The sequence below is a fragment of the Priestia sp. P1_B12_1 genome, from assembly GCF_056406695.1.
Genome location: NZ_JBFTZR010000004.1, coordinates 144,723 through 169,715, shown reverse-complemented (window position 1 = coordinate 169,715; position 24,993 = coordinate 144,723). Strand labels below are relative to the sequence as shown.

The window sequence follows — 24,993 nt, the reverse complement described above, 5'->3', positions numbered from 1 at the left end:
CCTTTGTTATGTAAAATAGCTACTATATATATACAAAGAAAACGAAAAAACGGGGATGGCGGCTTTAAAATCATGTTAAAATATAGAAAAAAACGAGGTGAGCATATGATACGTCAAGGCAGAATTGGCGATGAATCAGGCATTGCGAATGTACACGTAGAAAGCTGGAAATCAACTTATAAAGGACTTGTACCAGATTCTTTTTTAGATTCTTTGAGCGCTGAAAAGCGAAAACCTGTTTGGAGAAAACAGCTGGAGTCAAATTCTATTTTCGTTGCAGAAGAAAACGGTCAAATCGTAGGCTTTGCTTCTTATGGCAAAGAAAGAACCAGCAAGCATCCTTTCTATAAAGGAGAACTGTATGCCATGTATTTACTCGCAGAACATCAGCGAAAAGGAATCGGAAAAGCGCTTATGCATAAAATAGCGCAAGAGTTGGCAAACCAACATATACATACGATGCTCACATGGGCTTTTGAACAAAACGGCGCCTGTCAGTTTTACGAAGGGCTTGGCGGAAAAAGAATCGATCGTGCTGAGGTTGTTATTGAGGGGACATCCCTATCTGAGGTGGCTTTTGGATGGGACACGCTTAAAAATTTGTAAGACAACTCTCTGGACAGATTTTTTTCTTCACGGTAAACTGTTTAGTTGGTATAAAAAGAAAGGATGACTTACCGTGACGAATTCTACTTATCGAAACATTATTTTGCTGGTTCTTTGTGTCACAGCGGGTATCGTCGATGTGATTGGCTACTTAAGCCTTGGCCATATCTTTACTGCAAACATGACCGGAAATATCGTGTTGCTCGGGTTAGCAATCGGAAACTCGCTTGAAACAACTGTTTTTCACTCTCTGACAGCTTTAGGAGGCTTCATTATAGGAGTTGTAGGAGCTGCAATTTTAGTTGGAAACAAAGAAAAAACGTTTTGGCCTAAAGCCGTAACGATCGCACTTGGAATAGAAGGATTACTTTTGCTTGTTTTTGCACTTTTATCTTCGTTTTCTCCTTCTTTACACTTAACTTACTTGTTTATTTTCTTATTAAGCTCAGCGATGGGACTTCAAACAACGGCTGCTCGAAAGCTTGGCGTAGCCGGCATTTCCACAACTGTATTGACAGGGACGCTTGCTAACTTTTTTGAAGACGTAACGGCACGTTTTCGTAGTTCTCGCTACCGCAAAACGTTTAACACCGATGCTATTCTTCGCGCGCTGTCTCTTGTGCTTTACTGCTTTGGCGCTGTTATCGCCGCGCTTGCAGAGCCTGCTTATAAATTTGAAATTATTTGGCTGCCTATTGTGATTTTGTTAGCCATTATCATTTTTGTCAGCACGAAGTTTCACTCTGATTCAGAAAAATAATAATAAACCGAGGCTGGAATAAAAGTATTTTAGTCAAAGGAAAATCCGAACGAGTTTGATTCTTGATTGAGAATCAAATTTGTTCGGTTTTTTATTAGTATAGTGAACGTTCATATATGTAGCAGCTTCTAGCTGTTGATTGGAGGGCAAGACGAAGACTCCTGCGGGAAAAGCGGGCTAAGTGAGACCCCGCAGGAGTGAAAGCGACGAGGAGGCTCACCAGCCGCCCGCGGAAAGCGAAGTCTTGCACGGAAATCAACAGTGCTGTAACAAGCGAACACAATAGCTCATCTATCCAATTTGTTCTCCTTGAGATTATATTGATTTAGTTATGTCTCAACCTTTTTCATTTTCCCGCTAGTGCCGCTAAAACGCCAAAAATGATTGCTGCTGCAGGCCCTACAATGAATAGTCCAATTAAAATTGATCGCATGGCTTCCCATAATGACCGCAAAGGACCTTGCTTAGACTCTGCTTTTTCCACTCTTTCCTCTAGGTGTTCGACTCTTTGCTGAAGCTTCGCTAATTCCTGCGTAACATCTATTTGTTCGCTCATCGCTCAAGCTCCTTTTTACTCTACATTACCATATACTTCCTTACTAAAACTACTATTTATTTGTGATTACTTCAATGCCGATTTCGCGGTAAGCATTTAACACGGTTTCGTTCACATGTTCTTCTGTAATGAGCCAATCTAATGAGTTTGCTGAACTGAAGGTGTACGTTGACGATGTATTGAGTTTTTTAGCTGTTACAATAGCCGCTACTTCACTCGCACTTTTAATCATTTGGCTTTTAATGTGCATTTCTTCAAGCAAAGGAATGCTCATGCCGATTTTAGGATCGATTGCGTATACGCCTAAAAAACAAAGATCCGCTCGAATTTGTTTAAGCGTATCAACCACGCTTTGTCCTACCGTGACCATCGACTCTTTTCGAAACGTTCCTCCAAGAGAAACAACTTCTACAAAGTCATGTTCCGCTAGTGCAACGGTAATTAACGGACTGTTTGTAATGACGGTAACCTTCAAATTCTTTGGAAAAGCTTTGACAAGCTGAATATTTGTTGTACTTCCATCCATCAAGAGCACCTGCCCGTCTTTAATTAACGGAAGCGCCGCTACGGCAAGTGAATGCTTAACATCCATCAATTCACGTTTTCGCTCTTTGTAATCAACCGCAGACGTGGAACGCGGAAGCGCTCCTCCGTGTACGCGCTGCAGCAGACCAAGCGCGTCCATTTCCCGCAGATCTCTTCGGATTGTATCTTCTGAAACATTCAGCGTTTGGCTAAGCGTCGTAGCCACAATTCGCCCTTCTTTTTCAAGCAAATTCATAATTTGTTTGCGTCTTTCTTGTTTTAACATTGCTTGTTCACCTGTTTTCTTTCTGCTTTTTACTTTATTATACTTGTTTCTTTTGTAAAAACAATGTAAAAACGCTTGATTATCAGTGTTTTTTCGTTTATTGTAGGATAAACAAGATAAAACATGCAAAAACAAGTAATAATATTCAAAAGGAGAGATAAGTTTATGAAGATGATTTTTACAGATTTAGATGGAACTCTTTTAAATAGCAGCAGTGAAATTAGTACAATTAATGCAGAAGCAATTAAAAAAGCGCAAAAACACGGAGTTGAAGTCGTGGTTGCTACGGGGCGCGCTTATTTCGACGTGCAGGAAATTTTAAAAAAAGCTGAGCTTTCAAACCTTTGGGTGATTGCCGCAAACGGAGCGACTATTCATGATCCGAACGGACAGCTCAGACATTCTGTTCCGATTGATGCACATCACGTAAAAGAAGCGCTTCAGTGGCTGGATGCAAACGAATTTTACTATGAAGTGTTTGCTGAACATGCGATTTATACGCCAAACTCAGGCCGTGAGCTGCTGGCTATTGAAATTGACCGAGTAAAAAGCGCCAATAAAAACGTGGATGAAGAAAGACTTCATCACGCAGCGGCTAAGCAATACAGCCAAACGGGGTTTGCCTTTGTTGCATCGTATGAAGATATTTTAAATACAAACGCTGAGCTTTATAACGTACTAGCTTTTTCATTTGATGATGAAAAACGAAAAAAAGGCTGGGATCACTTTAGCAAGCAGCATGATATGACGCTTGTCTCTTCGGCTGATCATAACTTCGAACTTGAACACAAAGACGCGTCAAAAGGAAACGCATTAACATACGTGGTAAAAGAGCTTGGCAGCTCTCTTCCTGATACTATTGCTATTGGAGACAGCTTTAACGACGTATCCATGCTGCAAACGGCTGGAAAAGGAATCGCTATGGCAAATGCGCACGCGGAAATTAAAGCACTAGCTGATGACGTTACATTAACAAACGATGAAAACGGAGTAGCTTCCGTTATTGAAAAAGTGTTAGAAGCACAGCTGGAAGCACATTAAAAAAAACGCTTGGCATTTGCCAAGCGTTTTTAAATGGTCATGCGATAAATACCAACAAACCAGCTAAACAGCGCAACTAGAAACAACAGCCATGCGCTGGTTTTCTTTCTTTTTTGCCACTCGATTGCTCCTAAAACTAGCATGGTAAACCCGAGCAGTATATTTAAAAATGAAAGGAACTGGTAGCTGTGAGTGAGCATAATATAAAGAGCCAGTCCAACAGTAATAATTGAAAGAATAAGCTGTAATGCTTTTAACAAAAAATCTCTCCTTACTTGTAATTCACGTCTTCATTCACACACGTCACTAAAGGCTTTTTTTCAAGACCTAAAAGCAGGTTCTGGACGGCTAAATCTGCCATGCGATTGCGCGTTTCGTACGTAGCACTTCCGATATGCGGCGTCACCAGTACGTTTGAAAGCTGCAGCAGTTTATGATCTGCGGGAAGCGGCTCTGGGTCTGTTACGTCCAGTGCGGCATACGCAATTTCTTCATTTTCTAGCGCATTATACAGTGCTTCAGTATCCACTAATCCTCCGCGCGCTGCGTTCACAAAATACGCGCTGTTTTTCATGGCTTTAAATTCAGCTTCTCCGAACATGCCTTTGCTTTCATTTGAAAGCGGCACTAAGCATACGATACAGTCAGCTGTTTGAAGCAGCTCTTCAAATGAAAGGTATACGGCATCAAGCTCTTTTTCGGCTTCATGCTTGCGGCTTCGGTTGTGGTAAACGATGTTCATACCCGATGCCTTTGCTCGTCTGGCAACGGCGCTTCCGATATCGCCCATTCCAACAATACCAAGCGTTTTTCCAAATAAATCAACGCCAAATACCGTTTCCCAGTTTCCTTGTTTCACTTTTTCATAGCCTTCATGAATGCGGCGAGCTGCTGACAGCAAGAGACCAAACGTTAAGTCTGCCGTTGCTTCTACTAGCACGCCTGGCGTATTGCTAAACGGCACCCCTTTTTTGGTGCATGCTTCGACATCTACACTGTCATACCCGACGCCCGATTGAGAAATAACGCGCAAATTTGGCGCTGCTTCTAACAGCTCTTCGTCCACTGTGATGTGGCCGATATTAAAAAAGCCGTCGGCATCACGAAGCCAGTCGCGTAGCGTTTCTTGTGGAATCTTTCCTTCTCCTTCCCACATTTGAATATCGCAGTACTCCGCTAGCTTCTCATAAGCGTTTGGCCACGTTTTTCCAGACATAACAACTTTGTATTTCCCCATGTGTATCTCTCCTTTTCCTTGTTCACTCATATGTATGAATAGTAACTAGCTATCCTATCATAAGCCTACTATAAAGATGAAACTTTTTCCATTCAGTAAGCGTATTTATAGTAAGGGGGAATACGAATGTTTGAAGATGAAATGATATTTGAAGATGATCCGTCCGGAGATGACATTGTTTTTGAAGGTGATGTGCCCGACGACGTAAGCGGAGGCGCTTTTTTTCCAGACGACGCGTTATTTAACGGAATGCCTGCGTTTGTGATGCTATTTTTTGTTATTGTTATTGGTATTTTTCTATTTTCTATTTTTAAAGGGATCGGCACATGGAGTAAAAATGAGCAGTCTCCCCGTCTTTCCGTAAAAGCAAAAATTACGGGCAAACGTACAAACGTTCATCGCCATGGGGGTCACGCTCACGAACATCACCACTCTCACACGTCTACAACTTACTACGTAACCTTTCAGTTTGAAAGCACCGACCGCTCTGAATTGACTGTTTCAGGCCGCGAATACGGCATGCTAGCAGAAGGCGATGAAGGAATGCTGACGTTTCAAGGAACTCGTTTTTTGGATTTTCAAAGACATCCAAGTGAAGAACATACAGATGCCTAGGTTATGACCTCTTGCTTTTAGAGGTCTTTTTTACTGAAATGGGGCATTTATACAGCAAACGACCTATTTGTGCCCTTTTTACATTCTACAAGAACGTTATTCAATACAAAAACATACCGTGTAACACATTCATTTAAACAGGTAGGTGATTTTATGTATTCTCCTTATTCAGGCAGCGGCCTCTACTACGGACATTACGGAGAAGCCCCTCATTCGCATCCTATTCAAACAATACTGGCGCAATACTGGCACGAAACCCACTATCCAGGTCCACACAAAAAATATGTACACGTGTATTATCTTAACCCGGCTTCTCTTCATTATTATCCAGCCTACCGAACGTTTTTGTGAAAAATTGGTGATTCATAAACTTTTTTATTGTAAAATTAATCCATACTTGTTTATTGGAAAGGAGGGTAAAAACAGTGCATAATTCTACAGCAAAAAATAGGGTGATAGTCACCACTTTGCTTTCCGCCCTATTTTTCTGCTTCATTTTGGTTCTTGGTTCGCTTTCTCCTCTAGCAGATTCAGGTCCCAACGTTAATACGTTCGGCTCAACTGGGCTGTGGTTATCTCTTGGCATGGTTCTATTTTTATACCTATTGCCCTTAGCTTTTTATATGTTGGGAATGCATTTCTTAAAATTTGTGATGGCCGCTTTTTGCAGCATTGGCCTTTTAATCGCTGCTAGTACTCTATTACTGATGCCGGCTCTGTTTTTATTCGGATTAGAAGATTTTTCAGGAAGCTTATCTTCAATTATAGGAATAATGATTTCTTGTTTAGGCTTGCTGATCACGAATATTGTGTGGTTTGTTGCTGCGTTTAAAAGACCGTCAGCCACCGTGCAGGAAAGCGTTTAAAATGATGAAGAGGTTGAGGCATCTAAGTCCATTTTGCCTAAATACGAACAAATTGGAGAGATGAGCTGAACCGCTTGTTACACCTCTTTTGATTCCGTGCAAGACTTCGCTTTCCGCGGGCGGCAGGTGAGCCTCCTCGTAGCTTCCGCTTCTGCGGGGTCTCACCTGTTCTGCTTTCCCCGCAGGAGTCTTGGTCTTGCCCTCCAATCATCAGATAGAAGCAGCCATATACATGAAACCTTCCAATAAAAAATTCCAACGAGTTGGATTCTCTACCAAGAATCTCAATTCATCGTTCTAATTTTGCTTCAACTAACATACTTTTGTCACAACCTCTTTTTATAGCTCGGTAGGCAAGTAGTGTAAATACATATCTAAGCAGTCTTCGTACTGCGACAACACGTCCATTGTTTTTTTATGAGGTTTTGTATAAATAACTGGGTAGTCAATTTCACCCCGTATAGAATTCGCTGGAAAAGCCAGTTTTTCTTTTTTTAGCGAAAAGTCGGCCTGCACTCCTTCTTTATTTCCTCTCGCATCTAATCGAATCCATCTCTCTTCACATTTAATGTAAACTGCATTTAAGGCATGAATACAGTAGCCTGTGTCTATCGTATCCCCAAGTATCAGCCTTTGATAACAAAAGCCTGCAGGAATCCCTTCTGCACGCAGCAAAGCGGCTAATAGATTACACTTGCTGTAACAAATTCCTTCCTTTTCTTTTAAAGCCTCTGAAGCGGTTTTCGTGATGATTTTGCTTTGAATATCCCAGGAATGAGATACTTCATCTCTCACAAACTCATAGGCTTTTTTTATGTACGCTAGGGAAGAATGAGGCAAGCTGCTTTTGAGTTCACGTACCTTTTGTTGAATCAAAGGATGTGTAAAGTTCACTTCTGGAAGTTCTTGCGTGTAGTCTTCTTTTTCCAACGATTCACAAATCAATTTCATTTACTTTTTCCTCCTCTTATATTCACCATATGTTTTTTTATACATAATATTGAATTTTATTACATATTTTTATATAATGAAAGACCACTTAAACGGAAAACGATAGTAGATACAAGATTGAAAGAGGTTTTGTTTTTGGTGACGTTATTTTTGACAAATGTACTGCTCGGTCTTTCGATTGCCCTTCCCGTTGGTACGGTGACGATTGAAATGACAAAACAAGGTTTAAAAAACGGGTTTCTTCACGGATGGGTTGTTGGACTCGGAGGAATGACGGTTGATTTATTACTAATTGTGCTTCTTTACTCTGGACTGGCTTCTGTTTTATCGGCTCCTTTTATACAGCTTATCATGTGGCTTATAGGAGCGCTTTTTTTACTTTATATTGGCTATGACAGTATTAAACATGCCGACCATGATATAACGGCTCCTGGAGAACACGTAAAAAAGTCGTTTTCCTCTTCTTATGTGAACGGGATCTTTGTTGCGATTTCTCCTAGCAATCTCATTTTTTGGCTCAGCGTGTTTGGAACGGTGCTGACCAATTCGCTTCAATCCTCTCACTCGTTTCATTTCCTAGTGATTGCTGCCGGAATATTAACAGGGATTTTAATTCATGACCTAGGCTTAATGACGATTGTCTCTGGAACTAGAAAAGTGCTGAATCAGCTTTATATCAAATGGGTTTCTATTGCAGCTGGATGTATCTTAATTGGCTTTTCATGCTATTTCCTCTACCGATTTATTGAGAATCTGCGCCTGTATTTTTAATGTTTCTACATATTTTATGACGTGCTATATCCCCTCTTTATCTAGTATAGAGAGGGAATTTTTATCATCTATCAGGGACTATTAGACAAAAAGTTCACAAATTCGTCACATTTCTATTGATTTTTTTCTCTTTTTATACGAAAATATAAAAAAGGGAGGAAATATCATGAAAATCAAAAAAGCACTTCGCATCTTTATTGGATCAAACGTTCTTGTATTATTAACATTTGGCCTTCTTCCAGCACTATTAGTTAACCCTGATATTGACCTAATTCAATCATTTATTAATTATATAGGCAAGGATTAATTCCGCTTTAAATAGTCTTAATTTTCAATCTATTATTTTCATAAAAAAAGACAGCGCTGGCTGTCTTTTTTAGTAGGTTTGTTTATTTAGTTGAAAACAGCTTTTTCACATCTACTTTTTGATCTTTAACAATCGTATATGTCGCCTGTTTTTTATCTTCAAAGCTAAACGCTTTTATGTAATCATTATCGTAAATCGTTAAACCGTACGCATCTTTTCCGTTTTCAACGATTTTTACCCAGTAAGCTTGGTCAAACTTTGGGTCGAGCTCCTTGCTTTTTTTTACTTCTATCTGTGACAAAGAGTGTACGATCTCTTTCGTATTCTTTTTATCATCTACTACACGCTTTCCTTCGTCCGTATCTATTTCAATACGCGTAACGTTTGCTTCATCTACTTTTATGACGTCTTTTAACTGATAGGCTTTCCCGGTATATGTAAAATAAAATACGACAATAAATAAAAGTGCAGCTATAATAATCGTTCTTTTTTTCAAAAGGAACCTCCTTTTCTACATCACGCTGCATTCACGTGATACACCTTTTTATTCCTCCTGTTCCGCAGCCTTTTAGTACAATGCTGCTTCCTACAAGTAAAATATACGTTAATCCCGGAACAGGAAGTACTAACGTTACCATCAACAGTAACATGCCGATACTTGTAAGAGCTACTTCGGCAGCTCGATTTTTCATTCATTTCACCACCGTTGCTCTGTAAATCTCTTTTTTATAAAGTGATAGAAGTAATATTGATCTACTGTTTACTCATGTGCTTTTAGGTTATAGTTCAGAAATGTTAAAACTTCCACTAGTAAGATCGCTACTTCACATTACCTTCTCTTTTTAACTAACTCATCATGATTTATGAAATAAAAACAGCTCATCTACTGTTGCTCCCAGCTCCTCAGCCAGCTGAAAAGCAAGGGTCAAGCTTGGATCATACTTATTGTTTTCAATTGCATTAATCGTTTGTCTCGATACGCCGCATACTTTTGCCAGTTCGTCTTGAGACATTCGCTTGCTTTTACGCAGTTCTTTAATTCGATTTTCCACCATTCATCACTCATCTCTAAAATGTAAAAAACTTTTTACATCCATATCTTATATTATTTTTCTTGTTACTGTCAAATATGTTTGACAAGTCAATGTCTCTTACCTACCTAAAAAAGAGATTGAGATATAACGAGATTGATCCAGTCTAAAGACGAAAAAATGAGAAAAATGATTGAGTATAAATCCCTTGTTACACCGCCGTTGATTTCCGTGCAAGGCTTCGCTTTCCGCGGGCGGCCGCTGAGCCTCCTCGTCGCTTTCGCTCCTGCGGGGTCTCACCTGTGCCGCTTTTCCCGCAGGAGTCTTCGCCTTGCCCTTCAATCAACCGCTAGAAGCAACGAAATAGATTAAACACCTGTGCAACCTCTCAATAAAAAAAGCCGTACTTATTCATGTAAATACCACCTTTACTTTTACATATTTATAATAACTACACAGAAATTAATATAAAAAAGCACAAACTCCTTAAAGGAAGCTTGTGCTTTTCTATTTCGTTGTTTGTTAAAGCTTCTTACTCATATTAAACCACTGCACGCCTGCATGCTGAGATTCGGCAACGCCTTGATTGATATATCCGTTTTTTTCGTAAAACGGAATCAATTCTTCTTTACATGTTAAAGTAACCGTTAAGCGCTGTTTGCTCCGGGCTTGTTTTTCAAACTCTCTTAGCAGCATACTGGCAATTCCTTTATGGTGATGCTTGGGATTTACAACGATACCTAAAATGCTTTGATGACCGCCTGTCCCAGGGTTCGAAATCGTTTTTTCAAACAAATCATCCGTAATAAACGGAGCTGAAATGACGGGACCGTTCACATATCCGATTATTTCTTCATTTTCTTGGGCGATGATAAACGTATCAGGAATGGTGTTGATCCGCTTGATAAATGCATCTTTTGAGGCAGCTTCTTCAGGTGTAAAGCCTTTGTTTTCTAACCTAATTAATTGGTTTAAATCTTTTTCATCCACTTGTCTTATAATCATTGGAACCTTTCCTTTCATTATGTATTTCTTTTTTTTCTCTAAAAGCTTCTATTACATATAACTATCTCTTTCTACTATATATAAAAATGCCCAAACAAAAAAGGATTGACCTCTGCATCATACAGAATTCAACCCTATTTCGCTTTTTAATTAACGTCTTGATTATTTGATAAATGCTCCAAACGGCTTGCCCACCGGAAGCACAACTCGACCATAGTGAGTATTTAATACAGCCGCTGCAGATCCATAGAATGAAAACAGAGCAATCAATAGCTCTGACACTGCTGCTAGTAAGTGCGTATATTCATATGCCACACCAAATGTACTTAGCGATAATCCAATGAATAAGAAATCGATTAACACAAAAATAATAAATAATACTTTATGAGTGCCCATTGCTCCAACTGTCATAAAAACGCTGAAAATCAAGTAGCCGACAAAAGCAAATGCGAGCTGCTTCGGATCCGCTTCTTTTGCGAGCGCTTCCCCAAATGCTCCAAGCTGAATAAGCCATGTCATAGCTACACCTAGCCAAAATAACCCGAAGGCACCAAAAGCAGTTGCGCCGAAGGTATTATTATGTTTGAAATCTTGCATAGACGCGATTAACTGTCCTATTCCGCCTAAAAAAACCGCCCATGGCAATACCAATGAAACACCATCGGTTACCCCAAGCTTTTGAAACGATGCAACAAGTGTCACCATGGCAAGTCCGAATAGACCTAGCGCTGATGGATCCCCTGTTACAATTTTAACGTGCTGCGTGCTGTTGTTACTCATGTTGTACCTCCCTGATTTTAAAAACACCTTTAAAAAGATACAAAAATGTACGGGAAGTGTCAATGGATATTTTTGGCCTTTTAAAATCCCATAAGACCAAGCAGTGTAGCGGTTACACTGCTTGGTCTTTACTTTCTTATTATTAAACGTTTTGTAATAAATTTTTTCTGGTTTGTTTTGCAGACTCAACCATCACTTTTAAAGCTTCAACCGTCTCGCTGATTCCTCTTGTTTTAAGGCCGCAGTCGGGATTAATCCAAAATAATGCAGGATCAAGTACCTGCAGAGCGCGGTCAATGTTTCGCTGAAGCTCTTCAAGCTTCGGTACGCGCGGGCTGTGAATATCATATACGCCAAGTCCAATTCCTTGATTGTACGTATGTTTTTCAAACGCATAAATTAATTCACCGTGGCTTTTAGACGTTTCAATAGAAATCACGTCGGCATCCAGCGCTTTAATCGCATCAATAATTTCTTCGAATTCCGAATAGCACATATGCGTGTGAATTTGCGTCTCGTTTTGCACCGATACCGTCGCTAGTTTAAATGCATACACCGCAGCATTTAAGTAGCTGTCCCAGTTTTCTCGTTTTAACGGCAGTCCTTCACGCAGCGCAGGTTCATCTACTTGAATCATTGAAATGCCCTGACTTTCAAGTGCTTCTACTTCTTTTCTAAGAGCAAGCGCAATTTGATTTGCCACGTCGTAGCGCGGGATATCATCACGCACAAACGACCAGTTTAAAATCGTAATCGGACCCGTCAGCATTCCTTTAACCGGCTTATTGGTTAAAGACTGTGCGTAGACCGTTTCTTTGATCGTCATCGCCTGCTCGTACGATACATCTCCGTAAATAAGCGGCGGCTTCACGCAGCGAGAACCGTAAGATTGCACCCAGCCAAACTTCGTAAACTGAAAGCCTCCTAATTTCTCACCGAAGTATTCGACCATGTCCGTACGCTCAAACTCTCCGTGCACAAGGACATCTAAGCCGATGTTTTCTTGAATTTCAATCCATTTTTTTATTTCCTCGTTAATGTACGCTTCATATGCTTCATCGCTTAACTCGCCTTTACGCCATTTTAGACGCTCTTTTCGCACTTCTTTTGTTTGCGGAAAGCTTCCAATCGTTGTCGTTGGAAGAAGCGGCAGTTGAAAAGCTTCTTGCTGAACGCGCTGACGTACGTCAAACGGCGCTTGTCGCTCTGCTTTATAGCTGTGCAGCTGCTTCAGCTCTTTTTGCACGTCTTGATGATTTCGAAAAGATGATCCATTTAATGCTTGAATTGCCTGCTTGTTTACGCTTATTTCTTCTTCTATTGCTTCTTTTCCTTGCTGCACTGCTTTTGCTAAAAGCGTGATTTCCTTTAGCTTTTCATCTGCAAAAGAGAGCGCATTTTTCAATACTGGATCAATCGTCTCTTCATTTTCCACCGTGACGGGAACATGTAATAAACTTGATGAAGGCTGCAGAATCAAACGTTCTTTTGATACGGCTTCTTCAATTTCACTGATCGTTGAAAGCTGTTCGTCCAAATTTTCACGCCAAATGTTTCGTCCGTCAATCACTCCTGCTGCCAGCACTTTATCAGTTGGAAAACCATATTTATTAAGCGCAGTGAGATTTTGGCCTCGGTCATGCACAAAGTCTAAACCAATTCCTTCAACAGGAAGAGACACAACTTCTTTGTAGTGATCAACGCTGTCAAAATACGTTTGCAAAATGACTTTTACATTCGGTGCCGCTTCCTTCAAAGTTTGATAGACTTCTGTGTAAAGCGCCAGGTCTTCTTTTGATAGCGTTGTAGCTAAAACCGGCTCATCTATCTGTACCCACTCTACTCCTTCTGCCTGCAGCTCCGCTAAAATAGTCGCATACAGAGGAACAAATTGTTCAACTATTTCTTTAAACTCATTTTTTTTATATCCTTTTGACAGCTTTACAAATGTTACTGGACCTAAAATCACGGGCTTGCCTTCCATATTCAGCTTCTGTTTTGCTTCTTTGTAAAACTGAAGCGGGCGATTTTCTATAAGAGACGGCGTACATTCCTCAAGCTCTGGTACGATGTAGTGATAATTTGTGTTAAACCATTTTGTCATCGTAGAGGCTACCGCACCTTTTGTTCCTCGGGCGATGTCAAAATACGTTTCAAGCGATACCGGTCCTCCGTCATAATCAAAGCGCTTTGGCACTAGACCAAACATAGTCGCTGTATCTAGCACGTGATCGTATAAACTGAAATCGCCGACTGGAATTAATTCAATTCCTGCGTCACGCTGTTTTTTTAGATGCCCTAGACGAAGAGCTTCAATCTCCTGAAGAAAGATATCTTTCTCTAGCTTTCCTGCCCAAAACTGCTCAAGCGCTTTTTTCCATTCTCGTTTTTCACCAATTCTTGGATAACCTAAGTTTGAACTTTTTACACTGCTCATTTTTTCCACTCCCTGTATATTTTTTATCGGTAAACTAAAAAATCTCTCTTTTCGAAATGAAAAGAGAGATGATACGCATACTTAACTAAAGTTGAGATAGCCTGTTTTTCTCAACACGTATTCCTCACTCCTCTCTATATCCCGTAGAGCTTAAGTGCATACAACAGGCAGGTCTCCTGACTTAGGTTCATCGCTTCTTATCCCTTCCCATTTCAACATGAAACAGTGGTTAATAAGTTGCTCCCCATTACAGTGGCGGGACCGCGCCGGCTTTTCACCGGTCTTCCCTTTTAAGCTGCGTACATTCGTTACACACACAGCACCTGATGCATTTTTATAAAATTGTTCATTCAAAATATATTCACATAAAATAAAAAGCCTCTCTATCATGAATAGAGAGGCATAGTATCTATGGAATCCTCTCTTATTTTTCAAAGCTGTACGCTTTGCAGGATGTAGCACCTTTTTAACAAAATTGTTAAATGGTTGCCGGGCTTCACAGGGCCAGTCCCTCCGCCTCTCTCAATAAGAGTTTTAATTGTTTATAATATTTTGAATGTAGAGTCATCTTAACACCTTACATTTATGTTGTCAAAAGAAATTTCAAAAAAATTAGTTTTCAGGAGGCGTTGACGCTAATTTTTGCCTTAACAATTTGTAATCATCTTTTCGATGTGTTTCGATTAAATCTTTCGCTCCTTGGTGATATCCTGACGAATAAATGTACTCTACCGCTGTTTCGATAAGCTTTCTTTTTTCTTCGGCACACTCCCGGTCCATTAGGGGGAACAGTCTACCTAAAAGGTCATTTAAATCTTCCTTGATAAAACGATCAAGTCCTTCTTGCATCTTTTCGTTTGCCATGATTGCTCCTCCATTTGCTGTGTATGTTCTGAGCCTCTATAAGCAGGCATTTCACTGTAAATTTCAAGATAAAGTTAAGTCATTAAACAGTATATCAAGTGAATGTTTTTCTTTAATTACATATGTAATACAAATATATGACAAATATAGAGAATATATCATCATTCATTATCTATTATAACGTTTGACTGAGCCTTCTGCTACAAGGTTTCGTTAAGAGTTATGCACATTTTCCCAAAAGAGGTTGAGACATAACAAAATGAATTCAATCTAAAGGCAAATGGGATACATGAGCTGAATCGCTTGTGACACCGCAGTTGATTTCCGTACAAGACTTCACTTTCCTCGGGAGCCTTCGTCTTGTCCTCCAATCACCTGCTAGAAAGACCTATACACATGAAACCTACGCTTACCTTAACAAAAAAAACAAACCACTAATCAAACATCTTGATCAATGGTCCTTTTTTCACTTCGTCTAAAATCCTTTTGTCCCAGCCTCTTTTTTTGAACCTAGCTTTCTATTTTCTTGTTTTCACAAACAATTTCTTCGAGGTCGTCCAAAATCCTTCCAAAGAAGAGGTCCTAAAATGTCGTACCTGCTTACAAAAAACTGCGTAAAATTATAATTATTTAAAATTAAAGGCGGCTCAAAATCAAGGGGAGCACCCGCGCCTCCTGACAATACAAAATCAGTGCCTCTTCCAAGCGTAAACGACCCGTTTCTGTTTTTTCTAATAAACTGCTCGTCATACGCATGCACGTGGCTGACTAACACTTTTTTCACGCGGTGTTCTTGAATTAAATCAAAAAATTCTTGACTTTGAGGAGTCGTTACAGGAAACCCTTCAAGGTTTGTCCACCGGCCAATATTTGGCTGCGCATGCATCGCTACAACGGTGTTACGAGGAGCATCCTCCAGCTGCTGCTCTAAATAATTCAGCTCTCTATCTGTAAATCCATATATTTTATTCTTGGGACTGATGACATTATTTAATGCGATGCACCGGAAGTTGAAGACAGGAATATCAATGACCCAGTGTACTTTTCCGATAGTGGCTCTGAAGTTTTCAAGATTGCTTTCATCAAGGTACAGTTCATCATGATTCCCTACGCATACAAACATAGGAATGTTTGGTGCGATTTTTTCAACAACCTTAACAAAATGCTCCAAATACTCTTTTTTACCTGTATAGACGGTGTCTCCCCCATGAATAATGAACAGCGGGTTCAATTCCACCGCCTTTTTTAACACAAGCTCAAATTCACCGCTCATCGTGAAACAATCATCGTTTGGTCCGTCACCTCTGCTGTCTCCCATAAAAATAAAGTTAAATGGATCTCTCGGATTTAATTGTTTAATTCTTTGCTTTAATAACTTTTCAGAACGTTCATGAAGCGTCAAATTCATCAACTAGTTAATCCCCCTATTAATAAATAAAGTTAGTTAAAAGTAAACAAGCTTACTTATTTATATGAGAATTTGTTGATGAAGGTCACTACCCTCTTGTAAGCAGAACGCACATTTAAATTAGTTTCCATAGCCTATCTATCCTTTTATTTTGTTAAGCACTGATAGGACCACATAAAAGCTAGAATCCTACAAATCTAAAAAAGAACCCCTTGCTGGGATAGCAAAGGGTTCTTTTTTTAAAACATTTACGACAATTAAACATATTTATTACGCTCAACTGGAGGTACAGAGCTTCTTCCAGAACGAGCTGCCATGTCTGTTTCAATTTGCTCTAGGCTGCGTCCTTTTGTTTCAACCACTACAAAACGTATGAAGAATAAACCGAGAATACAAATGATCCCGAACGTTGAAAAGATAACGCCCAAACTAAACTGATCAGCTAAAATTGGGAACACAAGCCCTACTGCCAGCGATCCAGTCCAGTTAAAAGCAGATGAAATCCCAGCACCGATTCCGCGTACAGAAAGCGGGAAAATTTCTCCTACAATGATCCACGTAAGCGGCGCCCAAGAAAACGCATAGCAAAGGATAAAGCAGCAAAGAGCAATTAACGTAACCCAGTTAACAACGACTTCATTAACCCCTAACGCTCCTAGAATAGCTGGTGTGAAAAAGGAAAGAGCCATACCCGCGCCGCCAATCGTAAGAATGGTACGGCGGTTGAATCTATCAACAAACTGCAGAAAAATAAGTGTTGTCACGACAAAGATTACCCCAACGATAACCGTAAAACCAGCAGCTACCTGCGGCGCTAAACCAACTTGACGAGCAATGCTTGTTGCATAATAAACAATTGAGTTGGAGCCTTGAATCTGCTGAAAAGTTGCCATTCCGACGCCGATAATTAAAGCTAGACGAAACTTTTTATGAAACAGCTGTTTAATGCCTGATTGTTCATGAACAGCTACGCTTTCAATTTCAGACACTTCAGCTTCCACTTCAGCTGTTGAGCGGCGAAGCGTACGCAGCACTTCACGCGCTTTATCTGGCATTCCATTTTTAATTAAGTAGCGAGGCGACTCTGGAAGCTTGATCATACCGATGCATAATACAATTGCGAAAATACCGGCGCTGCCGAGCATTAATCGCCAGCTGTTTGGAACCGGCTCAAAAATAAAGGCTACGATATAGCTTAATAATAATCCAATTACAATCATTAGCTGATTTAAACCTGAAAGCTTCCCGCGAATATGAGCAGGTGCGATTTCTGACATATAGGCAGGAACTAACGAAGAAGCCGTTCCTACTGCTGTACCTAAAAAGACGCGCGCAATCGTTAACGTAATTTCCTCTGGTGCAATCGCTGAACCGATGGAGCCTAAAAGAAAGATGATAGACGAAATTAAAATTAACTTTCTTCGTCCAAACTTATCCCCTAACAATCCGCTTAAAATGGAACCGATAATTGCTCCTCCCATTAGCGATGAAACCACAATTCCCAGCCAGAGCGGACTCAAATGAAACGCTTCACGGATATGACCTTCTGCACCAGCAATAATCCCAATATCATAACCGAATAAAATACCGGCAAATGAGCCGAAGAAGAAGATAAACTTACTTGATACTTTACTCATGATTATATCCCCTTTGTATTGTCTTAGTTTTGCTTTCTATCACACTTATTTAAAACGCTTTCATTTATTCTTAAAAACAGCGTTCTTTTACTGAGGCTATATTTTCATTTCCAAGGAAGCAGCGCTCCCTCGGAAATGTGAATGCTTACTTAATAATGACGTACTCTAGATCCACAAGCTTTGCATAGCTGACGATTTGATCCGTCGTTAAATTTAGTGAAAGAACCGTATGATGGCCTCCTCCGTTTTCAATCCACGCTTTAACGCCGTCTTGGAAGTTCGGCTTAATGTTCCAAAGCACGCGCGCTACCGGAAGATTGGGAGCTGGAACTTCTGGCTCAAATGCCGATACTTCGTTAATTAACAGCTTGTAATGCGTACCGAAGTCAGCCATGGAAACCACTACGCCTTCTCCTTGTTTACCATCAAACACTAAGCGGGCCGGATCTTCGCGGTTACCGATACCTAGCGGAGAAACGATTAGTTTTGGCTTGTTTACCGCTAGCGTCGGGTCTACTTCAAGCATGTGTGATTGAAGCACAGACTCGCGTCCGGGAGCCAATTCATACGTGTAGTCTTCCATAAAGCCCGTTGACTGATTATGGCTCATCACTTTAAGCAAGCGGTCAAGCGCCGCTGTTTTCCAGTCTCCTTCACCAGCAAAGCCGTATCCCTGTGCCATCAAGCGCTGTACCGCTAGACCAGGAAGCTGCTTCATGCCGTATAGATCTTCAAAGTTAGTCGTAAAAGCGCTGTAGCCGCCTTCATCTAGAAAACGTTTAATCGCAATTTCATAGCTTGCCTGTACTTTTACGCTAGATTCCCAGTCTTCTGCAGAATAATCACCGTAGACAAATTCATACGCGTCTGCATATTCAGCAAATAAATCATTGATTTCTTCTTCCGTAACGGCATTTACATATTGAACAAGGTCGCCGATTCCAAAGTAGTCAACCGTCCAGCCGAATTGAATTTGTGCTTCAATTTTGTCTCCTTCCGTTACGCCGACGTTGCGCATATTGTCACCGAAACGCGCAACTTTAATGTTGAAGCTTTCGTTATAAGCAGCGGCTACGTCCATCCACTGTGCAATTTGCTGCTGTACTTCGGGGCGCTCCCAGTAGCCTACTACGATCTTATTTTGCTTGTTCAAACGCGCGTTGATAAAGCCGTATTCACGATCACCGTGAGCGGACTGATTCAAGTTCATAAAGTCCATATCAATCGTTTCCCAAGGAATGCTTTCGTTAAATTGTGTTGCCAAATGAAGCAGCGGTTTTTGCAGTAGCTTGGTGCCGCGAATCCACATTTTTGCAGGCGAGAACGTATGCATCCACGTGATTACGCCGGCAACTTCATCTCGGTAATTCACTTCTTTCATCATCTTTGTAATCGTGTCAGCATTCACAGCTAAATCTTGCAGAACAATCGGATAAGGCAAGACACCGCTTTCATTTAAAGCATCAGTCATGCTTTGCGCGTGTGCCTTTACTTCTGCTAGCGCTTCTTTTCCGTAAAGATGCTGTGAACCAACAATAAACCAAAATTCTTTTTGAGCTGTTTTTAACATGATAATCCCCTTTTCTGTATGTAAGTCTTTTATTGTCCTTGCCCGTAATACGCGTTTTGTCCGTGTTTTCGTAAGTAATGTTTGTCTAATATACGCTGCGGCAGCTCTTCAGCCAGCCCGTTTAATTTTTGTGTAAAGAAGTTCATTTTGGATACTTCGTCTAATACGACGCTGTTCATTACCGCCGTTTTGGCATCTTTTCCCCACGTAAACGGCCCGTGCCCTTGAAGTAAAATACCAGGAACCGCTAATACATCTAAGCCGCGCTTTTCAAATGTTTCGATAATCACCTTGCCCGTTTCCACTTCATATCCGTCATTCACTTCTTTTTCTGTCAAAAAGCGCGCGCACGGTACGGAACCATAGAAGGTATCAGCATGAGTCGTTCCCATTGCCTGTACATCAAGTCCTGCTTGAGCCCAAATGGTCGCCCACGTTGAATGCGTATGAGCAATACCGCCAATTTCGGAATAGTGTTTATATAGTACGGCGTGCGTCAGTGTATCAGAGGACGGATTAAGCTCACCTTCTACCACGCGGCCATCTAGGTCTACGACTACCATATCTTTGGCTGCCATTTTTTCATACGTCACGCCGCTTGGTTTAATCACAAACAAACCGCTGTCTCGGTCAACTGCACTTACATTTCCCCACGTGTACTTGACCAGTCCGTGTTTTGGCAAATCGAGGTTTGCTTGAAATACTTCTTCTTTTAATTTATCTAGCACAGTAACTCCTCCCGTTCTTCGCTGTGATGCTCGGCAGCTGTTTTTTCAATGACTAGCCCTTTTTTATATCTTTTAATAAATGCTTCAAACCCTTTTACATCGAGTTCGTCAGGGTAGATTTCCTGTGCGGTCACTTCTTTAAAAACTTTATCATCCAAGAAATCTTCTAAACTTTCATTCTCACTTTTATTGAGCATGTAAGAAGAAAGAATAGCCATTCCCCACGCGCCGCCTTCTCCTGCTGTGTCCATAACGGAAACCGGGGTATTAATTGCCGCTGCCATCATTTTTTGACCAACTACCGGCGTTTTAAATAACCCTCCGTGCGCTAAAATACTATGAATCTTTACGTTTTCTTCTTTGACTAAAAGATCCATTCCTATTTTTAAAGCACCAAAAGCTGTAAAAAGATGTGTACGCATAAAGTTTGCTAGATTAAAATTACTTTTTGCTGAACGGACAAATAGCGGACGTCCACTTTCTACTCCGGTAATATTTTCACCTGAGAAATAACCGTAGCTAAGCAAGCCCCCTCCATCAGGATCAGCTTCTAGCGCTTTATTTAACATCACTTGAAATAATTTATCCGACTCTATTTTTTGCCCCATCGCTTCCGAAAATTCACGAAACAATCCGAGCCAGGCGTTTAAGTCGCTTGAGCAGTTATTCGCATGAACCATGGCAACTGGACTGCCGCTTGGCGTCGTAACTAAATCAATTTCTGGATAAACGTTTGCAAGCTTTTTGTCTAGGACAATCATCGCAAAAACGGACGTTCCTACCGAAACATTTCCCGTGCGCTTTCTTACGCTGTTTGTCGCCACCATTCCCGTTCCCGCATCTCCTTCTGGAGGACAAAACGGAATGCCCGGCTGCAAATTTTTTGATTGATCTAAAATACTAGCCCCAATGGCTGTTAATATACCTGCTTGCTCGCCTGAAGTATAGACTGCAGGCAGAATATCTGATAGTTGCCACGGATACCCTTTATGAGAAATGAGATCATCAAACTGCTTCATCATATTTTCACTGTAATTTTGCGTGCGTTCATCAACCGGAAACATCCCCGAGGCATCTCCAATGCCAAGCGACTTACTTCCAGTCAGCAGCCAGTGAATATAGCCGGCTAGCGTTGTCATGTAATCAATGCGCGGCAGATGTTTTTCTTGATTGATGATTGCCTGATAGAGATGCGCAATGCTCCATCGTTCAGGGATATTAAATTGGAAATGTTCAGTTAATTCTTTTGCTGCTGCGCTTGTTGTTGCATTACGCCACGTTCGAAACGGAACAAGCAGCTCACCCGTTTTATCAAACGCCATATATCCGTGCATCATAGCTGAAACGCCGATGGAGCCAACTGTTCGAATGGTGATTCCGTAGCTTCGTTCCACTTCTTGCTTCATTTCACGGTAAGCACTTTGCAGACCTGTAATAATATCGAGTAAGTTGTACGTCCAAAAACCGTCTTCTAAGAGATTTTCCCATTCATAACTGCCCGATGCGATCGTTTCAAAGTTTTCATTAATCAGCACCGCTTTAATACGAGTAGATCCAAGTTCAATTCCAAGGGACGTTTTCCCTTTAGCAATTGCTTGTTTGATGCTTTCTTGAGTTGTTTTCACGTTTATTCTCCTTTCTGATAGCTATAAATATACCTATAGCAGTAAGGAAGCGCTTTCCGTTTTATGTAACGCTGTTTGAATTTGTTAACAACCTAAGTATATTTATTTGTACGTACATTTGTCAATATAAAAATTATATATGCACACAAATATTCAAAACACCCTACTCTTCCCTTCTTAAACTTTTAAAAAGTCGGTATCCAATCCTTAAATCATTTCCCTTTCGATTAAAAACCAAGGAAATCTTTTCATTTATTCATGTTCATGATAAAATATGTCCATACAAATTTTACGCATAAAAAAAGTTGAATGTATACAACTACGAAAGAAGTGAAAACATGAAGCCAAAATATCAGGTGATTATTGAGGATATAAAAAGCAAAATTCTTTCAGGCGATTACAGCATGGGCGAACAAATCCCGACTGAATCGGTCATGCAAGAAACGTATGGTGTCAGCAGACATACGGTTCGAAAAGCCATTTTAGAGCTGTCGAATGAAGGATTTTTAAGAAGCGAAAAAGGATCTGGCACCTATGTAAGCAATCAGTATCAATCCAAATCTAGCGGGACTTCTGTCAACAAAACAATCGGTGTAATTACCACGTATATTTCCGACTATATTTTCCCTTCTATTATTCGCGGAATTGAAAGCAGATTAAATAAAGATAATTATTCGCTGCTGCTGGCGAGCACGAATAACGATGTGGAACAAGAAAAAAAAGCGTTGGAAATGATGCTTTCCTACGGAGTAGACGGTCTAATTGTTGAGCCTACAAAAAGCAATTTGTACAATCCAAACATCTCGTATTATTTATCATTCAAAGAACAAGACGTTCCGTTTACAATGATTAACGCCTACTACGAAGAATTGGACGTTCCGTTTTTTTGTCTAGACGACGTTCAGTCAAGCTACCTTGCTACAAATGAATTAATTTCAAAAGGACATACGCAAATTGGACTCATCGCAAAAATGGATGACCTGCAAGGGAAGCACCGAATGAAAGGCTACATAAAAGCGCTCGGTGATGCAAAACTCCGCTTTCAGCCTGAGCATATTTTGTCTTTTAACACGGAAACAAAGCTTGATTTGTACGCTAATTTGAAGACGTTTCTTACTGAAAATCAAGACGAAATGACCGCTCTTGTCTGCTATAACGATGAAGTGGGATTAGAAGTCGTAAATGTATGCAGACAGCTCGGCATTTCCATTCCGGACAATTTGTCAATTATTGGTCAAGATAATTCGTACATCGCTAAAAATGCAACGATTAATTTAACAACGTTAACCCACCCGCAGGAACAAATGGGACACGACGCGGCGGATTGGATTATTAAAAAGCTGCAGGGCAAAAAAGAGTTGCCAAACGAAACCTACTATCAGCCTGTGTTAGTTGAAGGTGAAACGATTAAAGAGTTAAATGCGAAGCGCGACGAAGTTCGTTAAAAGAAGGCTTCCTTAGAGGTCTATAAAACTTTTTATGAGAGAAAGGGATGCACATTATTATGCATCTCTTTCTTTGTGTAATGAACCGGTTCATACCAAAACTTAATACCCTATTCTTTTGTAACAACTTGTTCAATTCTTTTACATGAACACTCATAAAAATCACTCATTGGGATGATTTTATTTTGTGACTTCAGTGATAAAGTTTTATGGAGATATTTATTTAATAATAGGATATACGCTAAAAAAGGAGATATTTATGAAAAAGCTTAGCATGCTGCTGCTCGTTTTAGTCATTGCCGTGGTCGGCTGTTCAAAAGGAAATGAGCAGCAGTCACAGGAAGTAAAAGGAACAATTGAAGTGCCGCAAACTATTAAAGAAAACGAACAAACATCTATTAACGTACTCGTTACACAAGGAGATAAAAAAATCGAAAATGCAGACGCCGTACAGATTCAAGTTGAAAAAGAAGGCTATATCAACCAGGAAATGATCGATGCAAAACATCAGGATAACGGCGCATACAGCACCGACTATACGTTCAAAGACGACGGCGAATATACGATTACTGCTCATGTGACGATAAAAGGCGACATGAAAATGTTTACGAAAAAAGTGACGGTTGGCGAGAAAAAGTAAATAGCCTATCAAAAAGCGACCTCTGCTTGTCAAAGGTCGCTTTTATTATTTCTTTGATTCTTTAATACGGTCAAGATACTGCTTCGCATGAAGCAGACCAAGATTTTTTTCTTTTCGTATGTATTTAATAGCCTGCACATCACTTCGCCCATTCATCATCATCAAATTGACTCTGTTTTCAAAAGCCTCGTCTTTCTCTATTTCTAGCTGCTTCCACTCTTCATCTAAATCACGTTTAGGTGTTTTGAGCAGGAATATCACCAGTATAACAAGAACGCTGCTTGTGGTGATATAAAGCCAAAGCCAATCGAGAAACCAGCTGTTAATCACATTCACTACGATGAGAATGGTGAAACAAGAGTATAGCCTTGTTTGATACTTATTAGCTTTTTTTGAATCTATTTTATTAGAAAATATCCCCACAGTCAGTCCCCTTTTAGCACGTTATCCGCGCTTTTTCCTACTAATCTCTCTTAGTGTAAACTGCAGCTTCTTTTTACCTGACGATGACGCTTTTGGTCGTACCCTCGCTTGTCTGATAGCTTCCTGAACTGTTGCTGCCAATCACTTGTATGCTGCCGTAATTACGATAATCTTCGTCCAAAACATGAGAGGTTTGTAGTTGTTTTAACTCCGTTCCCTCTAAAATAAAGTAAGGGCCGTCATAACTCGTATTCTCGTACTCACCGGAAGAATAAAGGTGCGTGTACGCATAGCGACTAGTTGTAAAGAAATGCTGGTTATTAAGAACCTCTACCTTCGAAAAAAACTCATCTGCGGTCATTAATCGGTCATATTGAGCAGGCTTTCCATCAACTTTGTCACTTGTAACCGTCAACCGATCCTCTCCTTTGTCTTCACATGAAAAACAAGAGCTGTAATCCAGCATTTTATAGGAGTTATGATCAGAAGGATCTATTAATGTAAACCGCATAGAAGATATGTTTTGATCTCTATCTAGCGTTAAACGAAAACTTTCTATTTTTGCATTGTTCTGTGACAGCTGCTGTTCTTTTCGAAATGATTCCCAGCTTTTGCTTACTTCTCCAGACTTCAGCTCATCTCTCGTAAATAGAAGCGTTTGTTTTGTACCTTTATAAACGACATTTACGATACTGAGAATAAGGAGAGCAAGGATTGCCAGCCAGCAGATGGTTTCTGCTGCCTTGTTTTTCGCCATAGTTGTTCTCCCCCAGAAGTTACATGTGTGCGTATCATAAAACAAATACACCTCATACAAATTACCATTTATCCTAAAAAATATCAATTAATCTTACATTATAAAACTGAATATCTAGTTAA

31 protein-coding genes and 2 riboswitches are annotated in these 24,993 nt (G+C 40.3%); of the genes, 10 read left to right on the top strand and 21 right to left on the bottom strand.

The genetic code is table 11. The features are described 5' to 3' along the window. The first annotated feature begins 105 nt into the window (after nucleotides 1-105). Complete coding sequence (locus tag AC1D0Y_RS15620) at nucleotides 106-606, top strand: GNAT family N-acetyltransferase (RefSeq protein ID WP_060745149.1); 501 nt, start codon at nucleotides 106-108, stop codon at nucleotides 604-606. Between the two features lie 73 nt (nucleotides 607-679). Further along, nucleotides 680-1,366: a YoaK family protein gene (locus AC1D0Y_RS15615; protein ID WP_060745148.1), complete on the top strand. Its 687-nt coding sequence runs from the start codon at nucleotides 680-682 to the stop codon at nucleotides 1,364-1,366. A gap of 346 nt (nucleotides 1,367-1,712) precedes the next feature. On the opposite strand, the gene AC1D0Y_RS15610 is transcribed toward AC1D0Y_RS15615, so the two are convergent. Both AC1D0Y_RS15610 and AC1D0Y_RS15605 read right to left on the bottom strand, forming a co-directional pair. Then, nucleotides 1,713-1,922, bottom strand: a complete 210-nt coding sequence (locus tag AC1D0Y_RS15610; protein WP_060745147.1) for a hypothetical protein — start codon at nucleotides 1,920-1,922, stop codon at nucleotides 1,713-1,715. 52 nt (nucleotides 1,923-1,974) lie between these two features. Next, the gene (locus tag AC1D0Y_RS15605; RefSeq protein WP_013084219.1) at nucleotides 1,975-2,733 is read right to left on the bottom strand and encodes a DeoR/GlpR family DNA-binding transcription regulator; all 759 of its coding nucleotides are present in this window, start codon (nucleotides 2,731-2,733) and stop codon (nucleotides 1,975-1,977) included. A 165-nt stretch (nucleotides 2,734-2,898) separates the two neighbouring features. Between AC1D0Y_RS15605 and AC1D0Y_RS15600 the strand changes: the two genes are divergently transcribed. Then, nucleotides 2,899-3,774: a Cof-type HAD-IIB family hydrolase gene (locus tag AC1D0Y_RS15600; RefSeq protein ID WP_060745146.1), complete on the top strand. Its 876-nt coding sequence runs from the start codon at nucleotides 2,899-2,901 to the stop codon at nucleotides 3,772-3,774. A gap of 29 nt (nucleotides 3,775-3,803) precedes the next feature. On the opposite strand, the gene AC1D0Y_RS15595 is transcribed toward AC1D0Y_RS15600, so the two are convergent. Both AC1D0Y_RS15595 and AC1D0Y_RS15590 read right to left on the bottom strand, forming a co-directional pair. Beyond that, nucleotides 3,804-4,034, bottom strand: a complete 231-nt coding sequence (locus AC1D0Y_RS15595) for a YczI family protein (protein WP_034650134.1) — start codon at nucleotides 4,032-4,034, stop codon at nucleotides 3,804-3,806. Between the two features lie 11 nt (nucleotides 4,035-4,045). Then, nucleotides 4,046-5,011 (bottom strand): 2-hydroxyacid dehydrogenase, encoded by a 966-nt coding sequence (locus tag AC1D0Y_RS15590; protein ID WP_060745145.1) that lies wholly within the window; start codon nucleotides 5,009-5,011, stop codon nucleotides 4,046-4,048. Nucleotides 5,012-5,137: 126 nt separating this feature from the next. On the opposite strand from AC1D0Y_RS15590, the gene AC1D0Y_RS15585 reads away from it, so the two are divergent. From AC1D0Y_RS15585 to AC1D0Y_RS15575, 3 genes are all read left to right on the top strand, one after another. Further along, the gene (locus AC1D0Y_RS15585) at nucleotides 5,138-5,626 is read left to right on the top strand and encodes a DUF2500 domain-containing protein (RefSeq protein WP_217598686.1); all 489 of its coding nucleotides are present in this window, start codon (nucleotides 5,138-5,140) and stop codon (nucleotides 5,624-5,626) included. A gap of 153 nt (nucleotides 5,627-5,779) precedes the next feature. Next, the gene (locus AC1D0Y_RS15580) at nucleotides 5,780-5,977 is read left to right on the top strand and encodes a hypothetical protein (protein WP_028409517.1); all 198 of its coding nucleotides are present in this window, start codon (nucleotides 5,780-5,782) and stop codon (nucleotides 5,975-5,977) included. A 74-nt stretch (nucleotides 5,978-6,051) separates the two neighbouring features. Next, nucleotides 6,052-6,492 (top strand): DUF5391 family protein, encoded by a 441-nt coding sequence (locus AC1D0Y_RS15575; protein WP_060745143.1) that lies wholly within the window; start codon nucleotides 6,052-6,054, stop codon nucleotides 6,490-6,492. Between the two features lie 37 nt (nucleotides 6,493-6,529). Here the strand turns inward: AC1D0Y_RS15575 and AC1D0Y_RS15570 are convergent, their stop codons facing one another. Then, nucleotides 6,530-6,703 (bottom strand): hypothetical protein, encoded by a 174-nt coding sequence (locus tag AC1D0Y_RS15570; RefSeq protein ID WP_477707761.1) that lies wholly within the window; start codon nucleotides 6,701-6,703, stop codon nucleotides 6,530-6,532. A 128-nt stretch (nucleotides 6,704-6,831) separates the two neighbouring features. After that, nucleotides 6,832-7,443 carry a transglutaminase-like domain-containing protein gene (locus tag AC1D0Y_RS15565; protein ID WP_098580000.1) on the bottom strand — a complete coding sequence of 204 codons (612 nt, stop codon included), beginning with the start codon at nucleotides 7,441-7,443 and terminating at the stop codon, nucleotides 6,832-6,834. A gap of 138 nt (nucleotides 7,444-7,581) precedes the next feature. Between AC1D0Y_RS15565 and AC1D0Y_RS15560 the strand changes: the two genes are divergently transcribed. Beyond that, nucleotides 7,582-8,214, top strand: coding sequence for a LysE family translocator (locus tag AC1D0Y_RS15560; protein WP_060745344.1), 633 nt, complete (start codon nucleotides 7,582-7,584; stop codon nucleotides 8,212-8,214). Nucleotides 8,215-8,380: 166 nt separating this feature from the next. Further along, nucleotides 8,381-8,521 carry a hypothetical protein gene (locus AC1D0Y_RS15555; RefSeq protein ID WP_013058226.1) on the top strand — a complete coding sequence of 47 codons (141 nt, stop codon included), beginning with the start codon at nucleotides 8,381-8,383 and terminating at the stop codon, nucleotides 8,519-8,521. An 82-nt stretch (nucleotides 8,522-8,603) separates the two neighbouring features. Here AC1D0Y_RS15555 and AC1D0Y_RS15550 read toward each other — a convergent pair whose 3' ends face one another. The 13 genes from AC1D0Y_RS15550 to AC1D0Y_RS15490 all read right to left on the bottom strand — a co-directional run bounded on the left by AC1D0Y_RS15550 (nucleotide 8,604) and on the right by AC1D0Y_RS15490 (nucleotide 21,606). Beyond that, on the bottom strand, nucleotides 8,604-9,017 hold the full coding sequence (locus tag AC1D0Y_RS15550; RefSeq protein ID WP_060745141.1) for a DUF5301 domain-containing protein: 414 nt from the start codon (nucleotides 9,015-9,017) through the stop codon (nucleotides 8,604-8,606). Nucleotides 9,018-9,048: 31 nt separating this feature from the next. Further along, on the bottom strand, nucleotides 9,049-9,213 hold the full coding sequence (locus AC1D0Y_RS15545; RefSeq protein WP_201026576.1) for a hypothetical protein: 165 nt from the start codon (nucleotides 9,211-9,213) through the stop codon (nucleotides 9,049-9,051). A gap of 162 nt (nucleotides 9,214-9,375) precedes the next feature. Then, nucleotides 9,376-9,576: a helix-turn-helix transcriptional regulator gene (locus AC1D0Y_RS15540; protein ID WP_034276269.1), complete on the bottom strand. Its 201-nt coding sequence runs from the start codon at nucleotides 9,574-9,576 to the stop codon at nucleotides 9,376-9,378. Nucleotides 9,577-9,763: 187 nt separating this feature from the next. Then, nucleotides 9,764-9,898: a hypothetical protein gene (locus AC1D0Y_RS15535; protein ID WP_255256547.1), complete on the bottom strand. Its 135-nt coding sequence runs from the start codon at nucleotides 9,896-9,898 to the stop codon at nucleotides 9,764-9,766. Nucleotides 9,899-10,074: 176 nt separating this feature from the next. Continuing rightward, the gene (locus tag AC1D0Y_RS15530; protein ID WP_060745140.1) at nucleotides 10,075-10,575 is read right to left on the bottom strand and encodes a GNAT family N-acetyltransferase; all 501 of its coding nucleotides are present in this window, start codon (nucleotides 10,573-10,575) and stop codon (nucleotides 10,075-10,077) included. A 144-nt stretch (nucleotides 10,576-10,719) separates the two neighbouring features. After that, nucleotides 10,720-11,337: an acetate uptake transporter gene (locus tag AC1D0Y_RS15525; protein WP_060745139.1), complete on the bottom strand. Its 618-nt coding sequence runs from the start codon at nucleotides 11,335-11,337 to the stop codon at nucleotides 10,720-10,722. A 142-nt stretch (nucleotides 11,338-11,479) separates the two neighbouring features. Beyond that, entirely contained in the window at nucleotides 11,480-13,774 is a 2,295-nt protein-coding gene (gene metE / locus AC1D0Y_RS15520; RefSeq protein ID WP_477707760.1) for a 5-methyltetrahydropteroyltriglutamate--homocysteine S-methyltransferase, read from the bottom strand. Nucleotides 13,775-13,923: 149 nt separating this feature from the next. Continuing rightward, a riboswitch (cobalamin riboswitch) is annotated at nucleotides 13,924-14,116 on the bottom strand. Between the two features lie 79 nt (nucleotides 14,117-14,195). Continuing rightward, nucleotides 14,196-14,306: riboswitch (SAM riboswitch) on the bottom strand. 80 nt (nucleotides 14,307-14,386) lie between these two features. Further along, nucleotides 14,387-14,638: a hypothetical protein gene (locus AC1D0Y_RS15515; RefSeq protein ID WP_025750813.1), complete on the bottom strand. Its 252-nt coding sequence runs from the start codon at nucleotides 14,636-14,638 to the stop codon at nucleotides 14,387-14,389. A 532-nt stretch (nucleotides 14,639-15,170) separates the two neighbouring features. Then, nucleotides 15,171-16,046, bottom strand: coding sequence for a metallophosphoesterase family protein (locus tag AC1D0Y_RS15510; RefSeq protein WP_235593556.1), 876 nt, complete (start codon nucleotides 16,044-16,046; stop codon nucleotides 15,171-15,173). Nucleotides 16,047-16,303: 257 nt separating this feature from the next. Continuing rightward, nucleotides 16,304-17,683, bottom strand: coding sequence for a sugar porter family MFS transporter (locus tag AC1D0Y_RS15505; RefSeq protein WP_098332661.1), 1,380 nt, complete (start codon nucleotides 17,681-17,683; stop codon nucleotides 16,304-16,306). Nucleotides 17,684-17,828: 145 nt separating this feature from the next. Next, nucleotides 17,829-19,253: an L-arabinose isomerase gene (araA, locus tag AC1D0Y_RS15500; protein WP_060745136.1), complete on the bottom strand. Its 1,425-nt coding sequence runs from the start codon at nucleotides 19,251-19,253 to the stop codon at nucleotides 17,829-17,831. Nucleotides 19,254-19,282: 29 nt separating this feature from the next. Beyond that, nucleotides 19,283-19,981 carry an L-ribulose-5-phosphate 4-epimerase gene (locus AC1D0Y_RS15495; RefSeq protein WP_060745135.1) on the bottom strand — a complete coding sequence of 233 codons (699 nt, stop codon included), beginning with the start codon at nucleotides 19,979-19,981 and terminating at the stop codon, nucleotides 19,283-19,285. Beyond that, nucleotides 19,975-21,606, bottom strand: coding sequence for a xylulokinase (locus AC1D0Y_RS15490; RefSeq protein ID WP_060745134.1), 1,632 nt, complete (start codon nucleotides 21,604-21,606; stop codon nucleotides 19,975-19,977). The genes AC1D0Y_RS15495 and AC1D0Y_RS15490 overlap by 7 nt, the downstream gene beginning before the upstream one ends. Before the next feature lie 338 nt (nucleotides 21,607-21,944). On the opposite strand from AC1D0Y_RS15490, the gene AC1D0Y_RS15485 reads away from it, so the two are divergent. Together AC1D0Y_RS15485 and AC1D0Y_RS15480 are read left to right on the top strand one after the other, a co-directional pair. Further along, nucleotides 21,945-23,051 (top strand): GntR family transcriptional regulator, encoded by a 1,107-nt coding sequence (locus AC1D0Y_RS15485; RefSeq protein WP_060745133.1) that lies wholly within the window; start codon nucleotides 21,945-21,947, stop codon nucleotides 23,049-23,051. Between the two features lie 259 nt (nucleotides 23,052-23,310). Continuing rightward, nucleotides 23,311-23,691 (top strand): FixH family protein, encoded by a 381-nt coding sequence (locus tag AC1D0Y_RS15480; protein WP_060745132.1) that lies wholly within the window; start codon nucleotides 23,311-23,313, stop codon nucleotides 23,689-23,691. Between the two features lie 45 nt (nucleotides 23,692-23,736). Here AC1D0Y_RS15480 and AC1D0Y_RS15475 read toward each other — a convergent pair whose 3' ends face one another. Both AC1D0Y_RS15475 and AC1D0Y_RS15470 read right to left on the bottom strand, forming a co-directional pair. Then, nucleotides 23,737-24,114: a hypothetical protein gene (locus AC1D0Y_RS15475; RefSeq protein ID WP_028409531.1), complete on the bottom strand. Its 378-nt coding sequence runs from the start codon at nucleotides 24,112-24,114 to the stop codon at nucleotides 23,737-23,739. A gap of 73 nt (nucleotides 24,115-24,187) precedes the next feature. Next, nucleotides 24,188-24,871, bottom strand: coding sequence for a hypothetical protein (locus AC1D0Y_RS15470; protein ID WP_477707759.1), 684 nt, complete (start codon nucleotides 24,869-24,871; stop codon nucleotides 24,188-24,190). Nucleotides 24,872-24,993: the final 122 nt, after the last annotated feature.

Bases quoted from the DNA above. Each gene is read 5' to 3' on its own strand.
- AC1D0Y_RS15620 (WP_060745149.1), top strand. From the start codon at position 106: ATGATACGTCAAGGCAGAATTGGCGATGAATCAGGCATTGCGAATGTA.
- AC1D0Y_RS15610 (WP_060745147.1), bottom strand. From the start codon at position 1,922: ATGAGCGAACAAATAGATGTTACGCAGGAATTAGCGAAGCTTCAGCAA.
- AC1D0Y_RS15605 (WP_013084219.1), bottom strand. From the start codon at position 2,733: ATGTTAAAACAAGAAAGACGCAAACAAATTATGAATTTGCTTGAAAAA.
- AC1D0Y_RS15600 (WP_060745146.1), top strand. From the start codon at position 2,899: ATGAAGATGATTTTTACAGATTTAGATGGAACTCTTTTAAATAGCAGC.
- AC1D0Y_RS15590 (WP_060745145.1), bottom strand. From the start codon at position 5,011: ATGGGGAAATACAAAGTTGTTATGTCTGGAAAAACGTGGCCAAACGCT.
- AC1D0Y_RS15585 (WP_217598686.1), top strand. From the start codon at position 5,138: ATGTTTGAAGATGAAATGATATTTGAAGATGATCCGTCCGGAGATGAC.
- AC1D0Y_RS15580 (WP_028409517.1), top strand. From the start codon at position 5,780: ATGTATTCTCCTTATTCAGGCAGCGGCCTCTACTACGGACATTACGGA.
- AC1D0Y_RS15570 (WP_477707761.1), bottom strand. From the start codon at position 6,703: ATGATTGGAGGGCAAGACCAAGACTCCTGCGGGGAAAGCAGAACAGGT.
- AC1D0Y_RS15565 (WP_098580000.1), bottom strand. From the start codon at position 7,443: ATGAAATTGATTTGTGAATCGTTGGAAAAAGAAGACTACACGCAAGAA.
- AC1D0Y_RS15555 (WP_013058226.1), top strand. From the start codon at position 8,381: ATGAAAATCAAAAAAGCACTTCGCATCTTTATTGGATCAAACGTTCTT.
- AC1D0Y_RS15545 (WP_201026576.1), bottom strand. From the start codon at position 9,213: ATGAAAAATCGAGCTGCCGAAGTAGCTCTTACAAGTATCGGCATGTTA.
- AC1D0Y_RS15540 (WP_034276269.1), bottom strand. From the start codon at position 9,576: ATGGTGGAAAATCGAATTAAAGAACTGCGTAAAAGCAAGCGAATGTCT.
- AC1D0Y_RS15530 (WP_060745140.1), bottom strand. From the start codon at position 10,575: ATGAAAGGAAAGGTTCCAATGATTATAAGACAAGTGGATGAAAAAGAT.
- AC1D0Y_RS15525 (WP_060745139.1), bottom strand. From the start codon at position 11,337: ATGAGTAACAACAGCACGCAGCACGTTAAAATTGTAACAGGGGATCCA.
- metE (WP_477707760.1), bottom strand. From the start codon at position 13,774: ATGAGCAGTGTAAAAAGTTCAAACTTAGGTTATCCAAGAATTGGTGAA.
- AC1D0Y_RS15515 (WP_025750813.1), bottom strand. From the start codon at position 14,638: ATGGCAAACGAAAAGATGCAAGAAGGACTTGATCGTTTTATCAAGGAA.
- AC1D0Y_RS15510 (WP_235593556.1), bottom strand. From the start codon at position 16,046: ATGAATTTGACGCTTCATGAACGTTCTGAAAAGTTATTAAAGCAAAGA.
- AC1D0Y_RS15505 (WP_098332661.1), bottom strand. From the start codon at position 17,683: ATGAGTAAAGTATCAAGTAAGTTTATCTTCTTCTTCGGCTCATTTGCC.
- araA (WP_060745136.1), bottom strand. From the start codon at position 19,253: ATGTTAAAAACAGCTCAAAAAGAATTTTGGTTTATTGTTGGTTCACAG.
- AC1D0Y_RS15485 (WP_060745133.1), top strand. From the start codon at position 21,945: ATGAAGCCAAAATATCAGGTGATTATTGAGGATATAAAAAGCAAAATT.
- AC1D0Y_RS15480 (WP_060745132.1), top strand. From the start codon at position 23,311: ATGAAAAAGCTTAGCATGCTGCTGCTCGTTTTAGTCATTGCCGTGGTC.
- AC1D0Y_RS15470 (WP_477707759.1), bottom strand. From the start codon at position 24,871: ATGGCGAAAAACAAGGCAGCAGAAACCATCTGCTGGCTGGCAATCCTT.